The 12,873-nt window shown below is 71.0% G+C and carries 9 protein-coding genes; 5 read left to right on the top strand and 4 right to left on the bottom strand.

Annotated elements, in window-relative coordinates; all coding sequences use genetic code 11:
- Nucleotides 1–67 precede the first annotated feature (67 nt).
- Nucleotides 68–1,426 carry a GH1 family beta-glucosidase gene (locus tag ABD332_RS32580; RefSeq protein WP_344506174.1) on the bottom strand — a complete coding sequence of 453 codons (1,359 nt, stop codon included), beginning with the start codon at nucleotides 1,424–1,426 and terminating at the stop codon, nucleotides 68–70.
- Between the two features lie 34 nt (nucleotides 1,427–1,460).
- Here ABD332_RS32580 and ABD332_RS32575 point away from each other — a divergent pair, with 34 nt between their 5' ends.
- Nucleotides 1,461–2,234 (top strand): aldo/keto reductase, encoded by a 774-nt coding sequence (locus tag ABD332_RS32575; protein WP_344506173.1) that lies wholly within the window; start codon nucleotides 1,461–1,463, stop codon nucleotides 2,232–2,234.
- A gap of 15 nt (nucleotides 2,235–2,249) precedes the next feature.
- Here ABD332_RS32575 and ABD332_RS32570 read toward each other — a convergent pair whose 3' ends face one another.
- A complete protein-coding gene (locus tag ABD332_RS32570; RefSeq protein ID WP_344506172.1) occupies nucleotides 2,250–2,705 on the bottom strand; it encodes a hypothetical protein in 456 nt (151 codons plus the stop codon).
- A gap of 84 nt (nucleotides 2,706–2,789) precedes the next feature.
- Here ABD332_RS32570 and ABD332_RS32565 point away from each other — a divergent pair, with 84 nt between their 5' ends.
- Together ABD332_RS32565 and ABD332_RS32560 are read left to right on the top strand one after the other, a co-directional pair.
- Nucleotides 2,790–4,352: a methyl-accepting chemotaxis protein gene (locus ABD332_RS32565; protein WP_344506171.1), complete on the top strand. Its 1,563-nt coding sequence runs from the start codon at nucleotides 2,790–2,792 to the stop codon at nucleotides 4,350–4,352.
- A gap of 560 nt (nucleotides 4,353–4,912) precedes the next feature.
- Nucleotides 4,913–6,508: a methyl-accepting chemotaxis protein gene (locus ABD332_RS32560; protein ID WP_344506170.1), complete on the top strand. Its 1,596-nt coding sequence runs from the start codon at nucleotides 4,913–4,915 to the stop codon at nucleotides 6,506–6,508.
- Between the two features lie 14 nt (nucleotides 6,509–6,522).
- On the opposite strand, the gene ABD332_RS32555 is transcribed toward ABD332_RS32560, so the two are convergent.
- Nucleotides 6,523–7,491 carry a hypothetical protein gene (locus ABD332_RS32555; protein WP_344506169.1) on the bottom strand — a complete coding sequence of 323 codons (969 nt, stop codon included), beginning with the start codon at nucleotides 7,489–7,491 and terminating at the stop codon, nucleotides 6,523–6,525.
- A 139-nt stretch (nucleotides 7,492–7,630) separates the two neighbouring features.
- Nucleotides 7,631–10,819 (bottom strand): efflux RND transporter permease subunit, encoded by a 3,189-nt coding sequence (locus ABD332_RS32550; RefSeq protein ID WP_344506168.1) that lies wholly within the window; start codon nucleotides 10,817–10,819, stop codon nucleotides 7,631–7,633.
- 98 nt (nucleotides 10,820–10,917) lie between these two features.
- On the opposite strand from ABD332_RS32550, the gene ABD332_RS32545 reads away from it, so the two are divergent.
- Together ABD332_RS32545 and gltX are read left to right on the top strand one after the other, a co-directional pair.
- Nucleotides 10,918–11,409: a MarR family winged helix-turn-helix transcriptional regulator gene (locus tag ABD332_RS32545; protein WP_344506167.1), complete on the top strand. Its 492-nt coding sequence runs from the start codon at nucleotides 10,918–10,920 to the stop codon at nucleotides 11,407–11,409.
- Between the two features lie 9 nt (nucleotides 11,410–11,418).
- Entirely contained in the window at nucleotides 11,419–12,840 is a 1,422-nt protein-coding gene (gene gltX, locus ABD332_RS32540; RefSeq protein ID WP_344506166.1) for a glutamate--tRNA ligase, read from the top strand.
- The last annotated feature ends 33 nt before the right edge of the window (nucleotides 12,841–12,873 follow it).

Genomic DNA, 12,873 nt, shown 5'->3' with positions numbered 1-12,873 from the left:
ACGACGACTCCCAACGCTGCGCACAACTGACCTGCGCAACGCTACGGATTGCCCCGCATCGACGATGTCATCCGGTCGGTTCGCCCTGCAAGTCCGGGCGGGGTGCAGCTGAGGTGCAAACCTCCCGGAACCAGGCGAACGACGCCCGCCGCGTCCGCTCCTGCGTCTCGAAGTCGACGTGGACGAGGCCGAAGCGCTGGTCGTACCCCTCGGCCCACTCGAAGTTGTCCAGCAGGGACCACGCGCAGTAGCCGCGGACGTCGACGCCCGCCTCGACGGCCTCGCGGACGGCGGCGAGGTGCCCGGCGTGGTAGTCGATGCGGAACTGGTCGTCGACCGGCGCGTACGAGCAGCCGCTCTCGGTGATCCAGATCGGCGGGAGGCGATCGCCGTACACCTGCCGCAACTGCACCAGGAGATCCTTCAGCGCGGAGGGCACGACGGGCCACCCGAAGTCGGTGGTGGGGTAGCCGGTGATGTCGAGGCGGCTGAACGGGAGGTCCTCACCCTCGACCGGGGCGCTGATGAGGCTCGGGTTGTAGTAGTTGACGCCCAGCGCGTCGATCGGCTGGGAGATGACCCGCAGGTCGCCGTCCATGACGATCGAGTCGATGTCGGCGGTGGTGAGGGCCTCGACGATCGGCGGGTACTCGCCGAGCAGGACCGGGTCGGTGAAGAGCCGGTTCTGCACCAGGTCGTAGAACATGGCGGCGGCCTGGTCGTCGTCGGACCCGCTCTTCGGCCACACCGGCGAGTAGTTGTTGGCGAGGGTGATCGGCGAGGACGAGACACGGCGCAGCGCCGACACGGCCAGGCCGTGGCCGAGGAGCTGGTGGTGGATGACCGGCAGCAGGTCCATGCCGAGCTGCTGGCCGGGCGCGTGGACGCCGAGGACGTGCCCGAGCACGAGGTGGATGTACGGCTCGTTGAGCGTCACCCACAACTTCACCCGATCGCCGAGGGCCTCGCCGACGAGCTCCGCGTATTCGCCGAAGCGCATCGCGGTGTCGCGGTTGCCCCACCCGCCGAGGTCCTGCAGGGCCTGCGGCAGGTCCCAGTGGAACAGGGTCGCGACCGGGTCGATGCCGCGGGCGAGCATCCCGTCGACGAGCCGGTCGTAGAACGCGATCCCGGCGGCGTTGGCGGGACCGTCGCCGGTCGGCTGGATGCGCGGCCACGCGATCGAGAACCGGTACGCGGTCGCACCCAGCTCCTGGATCAGGTCGAGGTCGGACTCCCACCGGTGGTAGTGGTCGCAGGCCACGTCGCCGGTGGCGCCACCGCGGGTCGTGCCGGGCGTGCGGCTGAACGTGTCCCAGATGGACAGCCCGCGGCCGTCCTCCTCCGCGGCGCCCTCGATCTGGTACGCGGCGGTGGACACACCGAACTGGAACCCCATGGGGAAGTTCTTTGGAAAGTCCGACATGATCGCACGCTACCGGCTGCGGCAGTATTGGGCCATGGCACACGAGATCCCAACCGCCGAGCTCGCCCCAGGCGTGCAGCTGCCCACGATCGGCTTCGGCACCTGGCAGATCACCGGGGCGTCCGCGTACGAGTCGACCCGCACCGCGCTGGACGTCGGCTACCGGCACATCGACACCGCGACCATGTACGGCAACGAGGAGGAGATCGGCCGGGCGCTGCGCGACAGCGGCGTCGACCGCTCCGAGGTCTTCATCACCACGAAGCTCCCGCCGTCGCAGGCGGGCCGCGAGCGGCAGACGATCGAGGCGAGCCTCAAGGCGCTCGGCGTCGACGCCGTCGACCTCTGGCTCATCCACTGGCCGCCGTCGCGGGGCAAGTCCGTGCCGGTGTGGGCGGCGTTCCAGCAGCTGCGCGACGCCGGCCTGACCCGCACCATCGGGGTCAGCAACTACGACGCGGCCCTCATCGACGAGCTCGTCAAGGAGACCGGCGAGACCCCGGTCGTCAACCAGGTCTCGTGGAGCCCCGGCGAGCACGACGAGCGCTTCCTCGCCGACATGCGCGACCGGCGGGTGGTCGTCGAGGGGTACAGCTCGCTGAAGAACACGCCGCTGGACGACCCGCGGCTGGTCGCGATCGCCGAGGCGCACGGGGTGACGGTGCCGCAGGTCGTGCTCCGGTGGCAGCTGCACCACGACATCGTCATCATCCCGAAGTCGACGCACCGGGACCGGATGGAGCAGAACCTGTCGGTGCTCTCCTTCTCCCTGACCGCCGAGGAGCTGGCGACCGTCGGTTCGCTCTAGGTCACCCGCTTCTCCTCAGTTTCTCCGTACAGTCCGGTCCACGCGCGCCCGCCAGCCTCCGTCGCGGGGCTGGCGGCGCAGCTTGGCCAGGGCCTCGACCGCGCCGGTCACCAGCTCGTCGTAGTCCGGCTCCGGCCCCTTCTGGATGAGGAACGCCAGGCCGGCGGAGTTGCTGACGGCCCACCCCGCCCGCCGGCCCAGACGGTGCGCGGCGTCCGCGCCGTGCGCCGTGACGAGCTGGATGTCGAAGGGGTGCCGCACCTCGCCACCCTCCCTGGTCACCACGATCCTCGCCTGCGCCAGGGTGTCGTCGCGGTTGAACAGCGCCCGCCACCATCGGGTCCTCGGCGCCTCGACGACGACCTCGACGCCCTGGCCGTGCTCGCCCGGGTCGCCGGCGGCCGCGACGGCGCGCACGAGGTCGACCACCCTCGCCGTGTCCGACCTGCGGAACGGCACCCAACTGTTCACGGCGACATCTTCGCGCACCGTTTTCCTCAGGTGTCCCTGCCGTCGGTCGTTCAGCCGGACAGAACATCCGAAAGGACGTCTGTCATGCGCCGCTGGCTCGGCTCCCGCCGCCTGTACACCAAGATCCTGTTCGTGGCCGCGGTGGCGGTCGCCGGGACCGCCGCCACCGGGATCGTCGCCCTGGTCGGCATCTCCGGTCTGAGCGACACACGCAACACCGAGGTCGGCAGGTCCGCGCCGTACATCGCGGCGCTGCACTCCGCCGCGCTGACCGCCAAGACCGCCGCCAACGACGAGCGTGGCTACCTGCTCGGCGGCGACACGCAGTTCCGCGACGAGGCCCTCGGCCGAAAGACCGGCGTCGACGCCCAGCTCGCGACCGCCCGCCGGCTCGCCCCGTCCGGTCAGGCCGTCGAGGAGATCCAGGCCGCGACCGACGCCTGGTTCGCCGCCCTCCAGGCCGAGTTCACGCTGTTCACGACCGACCGCGCGGCCGCCGTGACCGCCGCCTTCGGGCCGAACCGTGACCTGCGCAAGTCGTACGAGACCCTCCTCGACAAGGAGGTCACCCGCGCCGACCAGGCCCTCGTCGCCGGGCGCGACTTCAGCGACACGGTCTCCTCGGTCCGCCGCACCGTCGTCACCCTGCTCGTCGTCGCGCTCGCCCTGGCCGTCGCGCTCGCGCTCTACATCGCCCGGCTCATCGTGCAGCCGCTCAGCCGCGTCTCCCACGTGCTGCGCGCCGTCGCCGACGGCGACCTCACCCAGGACCCCGACGTCGACCAGCGCGACGAGGTCGGCCGGATGGCCGCCGACCTGCGGACCGCGACCGGCAACCTGCGCCGCACCGTCGCGACCCTCGCCGAGCACTCGGCGGTCCTCGCCAGCGCCTCCGAGGAGCTCGCCACCACCAGCCGCGCGAGCTCCGAGGGCGCCGCCACGGGCGCCCGCCAGGCCGCCGCCGTCGCGACCCTCGCCACCGAGATGTCCGGCGCCATCTCCACCGTCGCCGCCGGCGCCACCGAGATGGGCGCCTCGATCCGCGAGATCGCCCAGAGCGCCACCCAGGCCGTCACCGTCGCCGGCCGCGCCGTCGAGGTCGCCGGCACCACCAACACCGTCATGAGCAAGCTCGGCGACTCCTCCGCCGAGATCGGCAACGTCATCAAGGTGATCACCTCGATCGCCGAGCAGACCAACCTCCTGGCCCTCAACGCCACCATCGAGGCCGCCCGCGCCGGCGACGCGGGCAAGGGCTTCGCGGTCGTCGCCTCCGAGGTCAAGGACCTCGCCCAGGAGACCGCCCGCGCCACCGACGACATCAGCCGCCGCGTCGCCGCCATCCAGTCCGACACCACCGGCGCCGTCTCCGCCATCGAGGAGATCAGCGCCATCATCGGCCAGATCAACGAGTACCAGACGACGATCGCCTCCGCCGTCGAGCAGCAGTCCGCCACCACCGAGGAGATGAGCCGCAGCGTCGAGCAGGCCGCGGCCACCGGCAACCAGGTCGCCTCGACCATCGGCGAGGTGTCCACCTCGGTCCAGCTGACCACCTCCGGCCTCACCGAAGCCGACCGCGCCGCCGGCAGCCTGGCCGAACTCTCCGGCAGCCTCCGCACCATCGTCCAGACGTTCCGCTACTGACGTACCTTCCGTGTGCGCGTGGCCCTCCGGTGCCGTGTGCCCTAGTCCGGCCACATCACCTTCTGCGTCCTGCTGAGGACGGCCATCCGCCGGCGGAGTCTTCGAGCGTCTTTCCGCGGCAGCGCGCGCAGCAAAGCTTCGAGCACCGTGTGCGCGTCCGGTGGTTCCGGGCAGCAGGCCCGGACACCGCATCCCACCGGTGTCTCGTCGCGCGGCGGCTGTCCCGGTTGGTGGACGAGCTTCGGCCAGCGACGAAGCGCATACGCCGTCGCGCGAGGCCAGGACCAGGACCGTTCAAGTCGCGCGATGACGCCCTGCGCGCTTCCCGACAGTCCGGAGATCCTGGAGCAGTCCTCGTGTCGCTCGGTCCAGTGGGGAACCAGCGGACGGAGGTCTTTCGGCCGCCTACGCGGCATGGTCCTTTCGCGGACGCGGCATCCCGCCATGATCGCACCTGCCGGGCTTCCTCGGCCAGGTCGGGCAACGCTGAGGGGGCGGGAAGCTCAGATCCGGGGCGAAACGCCCGATGGGTGGGGTAAACCCCTTTGGAGGGTGTCCGGATGAGCGCGACCACAGGTGGGCGGGGGCGGATCGGTGACGTGCCGGTCGGTGTGAAGATCTTCGGTGCGGTGCTGATCGTCATGGTGACGTCCGCGGTTGTGGTCGGGTTGGGTATCGCGGGGCTGAACCGGCTGGCGGCGGGTGGGCAGACCGTGTACGACGACGGGGTCCGGCCCACGCAGACGCTCGCCCAGCTGCGCGCGGACGTGCTGGCGGACCTGAACACGACGGTGAAGTACTTCATCTCCAACGCCGAGTGGCGGGCGAAGCACAAGGAGCAGATGCAGCAGCTCGACGCCTCCATCGCCGCGTCGATGGAGCGGTACGCCGGCGAGACCGCCGACCCGGCCAGCCTCGACAGCCTCCGCAAGGACTGGGCGTCGTACATGCAGGTCCGCGACACCGAGGTGCTGCCCGCCGCCGACAAGAACGACCTGAACGGGTTCTGGGACGGCTACAACAAGTCGGAGCAGCTGACCGACGACATGAACAAGCGGTTCGAGACCCTCGTGGCCGGTCAGGCCGGCGCCGCCGCCGCGGAGGCGAAGGCGCTGCGCGACCGGCGGGACAGCACCAACTGGCTGGTCGTCAGCGGCGCGGTGGTCAGCCTGCTGCTCGGCCTCGGCGTGGCGTGGCTGGTCACCCGCGCGGTCGTCGGCCCGCTGCGCCGGGTCACGGGGGTGCTGGAGGGGGTGGCCGACGGTGACCTGACCCGCACCACCGACGTCGGCGGGCGCGACGAGGTCGGCAAGATGGCGTCGGCGCTGAACCGGGCGATCGGCAGCATGCTCACCGCGGTCACGACGATCAGCACCAACGCGGCCGCGCTCGGCGGGTCGTCGCGGAACATGGCCGGTCTCGGCGACACCCTCGCCGGCGGCGCCGCGCAGACCGCGCAGCGGGCCGGCGCCGTGCGCCACGCCGCCCAGGAGGTGTCGAACCACGTGCAGACCCTCGCGGCCGCCGCCGAGGAGATGGGCGCCGCGATCCGCGAGATCGCCTCGAGCGCCGGCGACGCGGCGACCGTGGCGGGCGAGGCCGTCGCCTCGGCGCGCGAGACGACCGGCATCGTGGGCCGGCTGGGCGAGTCGTCGTCGGAGATCGGCAACATCGTCAAGGTGATCACCTCGATCGCCGAGCAGACGAACCTGCTGGCCCTGAACGCGACGATCGAGGCGGCCCGGGCCGGCGACGCGGGCAAGGGGTTCGCGGTCGTCGCCTCCGAGGTGAAGGACCTCGCCCAGGAGACGGCCCGGGCGACCGAGGACATCGCGGCCCGGATCCAGACGATCCAGGCGGAGACGTCCGCGGCGGTGGCCGCCATCGAGGGGATCTCGCAGATCACCGACCGGATCAGCGACTACCAGACGACGATCGCCTCGGCGGTCGAGGAGCAGACCGCCACGACCGGCGAGATCAGCCGGAGCGTCTCGGAGGCCGCCGCGGGCGCCGACGAGATCGCCCGCACGATCGGCGGGGTCGCCGACGCCGCCGAGTCGACGAGCCAGACGGTCGAGGAGTCGCGGGCGACCGCCGACTCGCTCGCCCGTATGGCGTCGGACCTCAACGAGACGGTCGGCCGCTTCCGGGTGTGAGGTGGCGCGCCGCCCTACCCGACCACGATGAGCGACCCGATCGCGGCCCGGTGCGTCACGTACTCCTGCGCGACGACGTTGACGACGGCGACGGTACGGTCCGCAGGCCCGTCCTTGACCGTCGCCACCACGTCGAACTCCCCGTTCGCGTCGGCGCGCCCCTGCTCCACGGTCAGCACGCCGATCCGGACGAGCAGGTGCGCGCCCGGCCGCAGCCCCCAGACGTGGACGTGCACGTCCGAGTCGCGCGCCGCGGTGCTCGGCGTGACCCGCAGCTCGGGCTTCGTGTCGAGCTCCCGCCGCAGCTCGGCGGTCGCCGCGGCGAGCTCGCGGGTCTCCTCCTGGAGCGGTCGCGTCCCGGAGATGAGCGACACCGAGGCGATGACCCCCACGACGCAGGCCGTCAGCGCCGCCAGCATGGCCCGGCGGGCGTCGCGGGCGGAGCGCTCCGGGATGTCCTCGACGGCTTCCCAGACCAGCGCGGTGTCCACCAGCGGCGACGAGAGGTTGTGCCGGTGGAGCGCGGGCTCGCCGTCCGTCAGCACCTGCAGCTGGACCGCGGCTCTGCGGCGCAGCAGCCCGGGTGCGACGCGCACCGACGTGCCGCCGCCGGTCGCTTCGAGGCCGGCCGACGCCGGGTCGAGGTTCACCACCTCGACCACCGGCACCGTCAGGTCCAGCGTGATGGGGCTGCCGGCGCTGAACTGCTCCCGGGGGATGTCGTGCCGGCCCGTGTTGCGGACCGAGACCCACACCACGAACGGGTCGGCGACCGGCGTCCCGCCGTGCTGGACCGTGAGCGACCCGGCCCGGAGGAACGCCGCGGGGGTGCCGAACCGGACCGCGATCCGCCGCTTCGGCGGTAGCAGCGCCGAATACCCGAGGCGCGCCGAGATGACGGCGAGGACCAGGCTCGCGACCGTCAGCGCGATGGTCAGGCCGTTGAACGCCGGGCCGTCGAGCAGGTTGAGCGCCAGTGACATGGGGGTCCTCGCCTGCCGGGAGTGGGGCCGCGACGGCAGACATTACTGTTCGTCGAACTCTTGCGGATCGGTCGAGCGCACAGACGCGACCGGCCACCCGTCGAGGTGACGGGTGGCCGGTCGGTCGTGCGGTGCGGATCTAGTGCGACGGTGCGGGCTCGAGCGGGTCGACGCGGTGCCGGCCCTCGCCCTCGGCGTCCACCGCGGCCGGCCCGCCCGTCTCCGACGGGGACGTGGTGGCGGCGTGCCGGCCCTCACGCTTGAGGCGGCGGCGCTCCTTCACGCCTTCGACCATGGTGTACAGCGTGGGCACGAGCACCAGCGTCAGCAGGGTCGAGCTGACCAGGCCGCCGATGACCACGATCGCGAGGGGCTGGGAGATGAACCCGCCCTCGCCGGTGAGGCCGACGGCCATGGGCAGCAGGGCGCAGATCGTCGCGACGGCCGTCATCAGGATCGGGCGGAGCCGGTGCCGGCCGCCCTCGATGACCGCCTGCCGGACGGGCATGCCGCTTTCCCGGTACTGGTTGATGAGGTCCATCAGCACGATCGCGTTGGTGACGACGATGCCGATGAGCATCAGGACGCCGATCATCGAGGGCAGCCCCAGCGGGGTGTCCGTGATGAGCAGGAGCAGGATCGCCCCGGTCGCCGCGAACGGGATCGACACCAGCAGGATGAACGGCTGCGCGATGCTGCGGAACGTCGCCACCATGATGATGAAGACGATCGCGATCGCGGCGAGCATGGCCAGGCCGAGCTGCGCGAACGCCTCCTGCTGGTCCTGGGTGACGCCGCCGAGGGTGACGGTCGCGCCGGCCGGCAGGGTCAGCGTGTCGATCTTCTTCTGCAGGTCCGCGGAGACCGTGCCCAGGTCGGAGCCCTCGGCCCGGCCGGTGACGGAGGCGCTGCGGTTGCCGTCGATGCGGGTGATGGCGACCGGGCCGGCGCCCTCCTTGACGTCCGCGATCTCGTCCAACCGGACGAACGGCGTCTTGCCGCCCTGGACGGGGATCGCGAGCGCCTTGAGCGCGTCGAGCGTGGCCGGGGCCGGGCCGGAGCGCAGGATCAGGTCGCGCTCCTGGCCGTCGACGGTGAGCTGGGCGAGGTTCTGCCCGCGGTACGCGGCGCTGACGATGCCGCCGACGGCCGCGTCGGACAGCCCGTACTTCGCCGCGACGTCCCGCTTGACCCGCACCTCGATGCGCGGGTTGCTGGCCGCGAGGTTGCTCTCCACGTCCGCGATGCCCGGGGTGCCGGTCATCGCCTCCTGCGCGGCCTTCGCCGCGGTGGCCAGGTCCGTGGTGTTGTTGGCCTTGACGACGACCTCGAGCTGGTCGGTGGAGCCGCCGCCACCGCCACCGGCGGCGATCTTCACGGTGCCGAACGCCTTCTGGTCGGTGACCTGCTTGCGCAGCTCCTCGATGACCTTGTCGACGTCGGCGTTCTCCTTCGCGGTGACCGAGAAGTTGGACGTGTTGCCCGACTGCGCGCCGGCGAAGCCGAAGCCGGCCGAGGCGCCGATGGTGACCTGGTAGGACTCGATGTCGGAGCGGGCCCCGAGGAGGTCCTCGACCTTCTTCGTGGCGGCGTCGGTGACGGCGAGGCTGGAGCCGACCGGCAGCTCCTGCGAGATGGAGAACTCCGTCTGGCCGCTCTGGTCGATGAAGTTGGTCTTCAGCTGGCCGGCCAGGATGAGCGTCGCGACGAACACGAGGAGGCTGAAGCCGACGGTCGCCCAGCGGGTGCCGCGGCTGCGGGTGACCCAGCTGACGATCGGCACGTAGGTCCGCTGGAGGCGGCTGCGCTCCTCCTTGTCGAGGGCCTTGGCGAGGATCGCCTCCCGCTCCAGGGCGCCGACCTGCTTCGGCGGGCGCAGGAACCAGTACGCGAGGACCGGCACGACGGTCAGCGAGACCAGCAGCGACGCGAGCAGCGCCACGGTGATGGTGATCGCGAACGGGCGGAACAGCTGCCCGGCGAAGCCGCCGACGAGACCGATCGGCAGGAACACCGCGACCGTGGTCAGGGTGGAGGCGACGACGGCGCTGGTGACCTCGCGGACGCCGGTGAGGATCGCGTGGCGTTTCTCCTCGCCGTACTCCAGATGTCGTTTGATGTTCTCCAGCACGACGATGGAGTCGTCGACGACGCGGCCGACGGCGATGGTGAGCGCGCCGAGGGTGAGCAGGTTGAGCGAGTAGTCGCCGGTCCACAGGCCGATCAGGGCGACGACGACCGACAGCGGGATCGACACCGCGGTGACGAGCGTCGAGCGCAGCGAGAACAGGAAGACCAGGATCACCAGCACGGCGAAGAGCAGGCCGAGGGCGCCCTCCGTGCTGAGGCTCTTGATGGACTTCTCCACGAACGGCGCCTGGTCGAAGACGGACGTGATCGCCACGTCGCCGCCGAGCTCCTTCTTGAGGCCGTCGAGCTTGTCCTGCACCTCGTGGCTGATCTTCACCGCGTTGCCGTCGGGCGAGGCGGTGACCGCGATGCCGAGGCTGGGCTTGCCGTTGGTGCGGGTGATCGACGTCGTCTCGGCGGTCTTCAGCTCGACCTTGGCGACGTCACCGAGCTTCGCCGTCGGCGTGACGTTGAGGTTCTTCAGGTCGTCGAGGGTCGCGAGGGTACCGCCGACCTGCACGGAGAGGCTGCGGTCGCCCTCGGTGAGGGTGCCGGCGGGGAACGACACGCCGTTGGACTTCAGCGCGGCGGTCACCGTCTGGGAGTTGACCCCGGCCGGAAACGCCTTCGCCGGGTCCAGCGTGATCTCGACGTCCTGCTTCCCGGCGCCGGTGACCTCGACGGCGCGCACGCCCTCGATCCCCTGCAGCGCGGGCACGACGATCGCGTCGAGCTGCTGCGCGAACGCGACCTGGTCGCCGGACTTGCTGGCGGCGAGCACCACGGCCGGCAGGTCGTCGGTCGAGCCGGCGATGACCTGCGGGTCGACGGTCGACGGCAGCGTCGACTTGATCCGGTTGATCGCGGTCTGGATCTTGTTGGTGATGTCGTCGATGGACGAGCCGAACTCGAACGACACCTGGACCGTCGCGACCCCCTCACGCGTGGTGGAGGTGATGTCGGTCAGCCCCGGCACGCCCTGGAGCGCGTTCTCGATGGGCTGGGTGACCTGCTCCTCCACGATGTCCGGCGACACGCCCGGGTAGGGCGCCAGCACGAACGCGGCGGGGAAGTCGATCGACGGGATGAGCTGCTGTTTCAACGAAGGGATGGCAATGGCGCCGAAGCCCAGGACGACGATCGCGATGATCGCGACCAGCCCCCGGTTCGCCAAACTGAGCCGGGCGAGGAACGACATGTCTGGAGTCTTCTTCCGATCGGCTAAGACAGACGTTAGTTCGTGTGATGCTAACCGTTCGCCTCGCACAAAATGGTTACAGGGGGTACAACTTCCCTGTGAAGACTCACAGGGAAGCGCTGCTGCTGCGCGTGATGACGGCCGAGCAGCGTCTGCGCACCCTGTTCGCGTACGACCGGACCAACCGGCTGTTCTCAGTAAACCTCACGATGCAGCAGCTCAAGGTGCTTATTCTGCTGGCCCGACACGATGGGATCGCCTCGCAGGAGCTGACCCGGCACCTCGGCGTGACGTTGGCCACCCTGTCCGGGATCGTCGACCGCCTCGTGACGCACGGCTACGTCACCAGGGCCGAGGACCCGCACGACCGCCGGATCCGCCGGCTCCACCTGTCGGCCGCCGGGCAGGAGCTCCTGGTCGAGATCATGGACAGCGGCGCCCGCGCCCAGCAGCGACTGCTGAGCCGCGTCGACGACGACACGCTGCTCATGCTGGAGACCGTCCTGGCCCGGCTGCTGGAAGCGGCCCGTGAGGATGCGCTGGAGCAGGGCATCGCAATCCCGGATGACCTCGAAAATGCCAGCCACTAGGCTGGGGGTGTGACGGTTCGCGTGCGTTTCGCCCCCTCCCCCACCGGGATGTTCCATGTCGGCGGTGCCCGTTCGGCCCTGCAGAACTGGATCTATGCCAAGCAGCAGGGCGGGGTGTTCGTGCTGCGGATCGAGGACACCGACGCGGCCCGCAACCGGCCTGAGTGGACCGAGGGCATCCTCAACGCCCTCGCGTGGATCGGCATCGCCCGCGACACCTACGAGGGGCCGTATTTCCAGTCGTCGTACGCGGAGCAGCACACCGCCGCCGCGCACGAGCTCTACACCGCCGGGAAGGCGTATTACTGCGACTGCACCCGGGAGCAGATCCAGGAGCGGTCCGGCCCGCAGTTCCGCGGCTACGACGGGTTCTGCCGCGACCGGTCCCTCGGCCCCGGCGAGGGCCGCGCGCTGCGCTTCCGCACCCCTGACGAGGGCTCGACCGTCGTGGTCGACCTGGTCCGCGGCGAGCCCACGTTCGACAACAAGCTCATCGAGGACTTCGTCATCGCCCGCGCCGACGGCTCCGCGGTGTTCCTGCTCGCCAACGTCGTCGACGACATGACCATGGGCATCACCCACGTCATCCGCGCCGAGGAGCACCTGCCCAACACGCCGAAGCAGCAGCTGCTGTGGGCGGCGCTGGGCAAGACCCCGCCGGTGTGGGCGCACGTGCCGGTGGTGGTCAACGAGAAGCGCCAGAAGCTGTCGAAGCGCCGCGACAAGGTGGCCCTGGAGCAGTACCGCGACGAGGGCTACCTCGCCGACGCGATGCGCAACTACCTGATGCTGCTCGGCTGGGCGCCGTCCAACGACCGCGAGATCGTGCCGTGGTCCGTGATCGAGGACGAGTTCCGCCTGGAGGAGGTCAACCCGTCGCCGGCGTTCTTCGACGAGAAGAAGCTCCGCGCGTTCAACGGGGAGTACATCCGCGCCCTGACGCCGCAGGAGTTCACCGACGCCTGCCGGCCGTGGCTGACCGGCACGCCGGTCGCGCCCGGCGGCACCCCGGTCGCCGCTCCCCCGTGGGACCCGGCCGACTACGACCCGAAGGTCTTCGACGCGCTCGCCCCGCACGCGCAGACCCGCATCGCGCTGCTCGCCGAGATCGTGCAGAACGTCGACTTCGCGTTCCTGCCGGAGCCGGCCGTCGACGAGGCCGCCTGGGCGAAGGCGATGAAGGACGGCGCGGCCGACCTGCTCGGCGCGGCGATCGCGGCGTTCGGGACGGCGGCGTGGGACGCGGAGTCGCTGAAGTCGACCCTGGAGGCGGTCGGCGCCGAGCGGGGGCTGAAGCTCGGCAAGGCCCAGGCGCCGATCCGGGTCGCGGTCACCGGCCGGTCGGTGGGGCTGCCGCTCTTCGAGTCCCTCGAGGTCCTCGGCCGCGACCGCACCCTCGCCCGCCTCCGCGCGGCCCTCGACAAGCTCTGACCGCGCGACCCCGGGCAGGGTTCGTCCGGCGGC

Origin of the sequence: Dactylosporangium maewongense (genome assembly GCF_039531485.1) — a bacterium.
Classification (GTDB): domain Bacteria; phylum Actinomycetota; class Actinomycetes; order Mycobacteriales; family Micromonosporaceae; genus Dactylosporangium; species Dactylosporangium maewongense.
The sequence above is the reverse complement of the archived record's forward strand: the minus strand, read 5'-3'. Positions and strand labels throughout refer to the sequence as shown.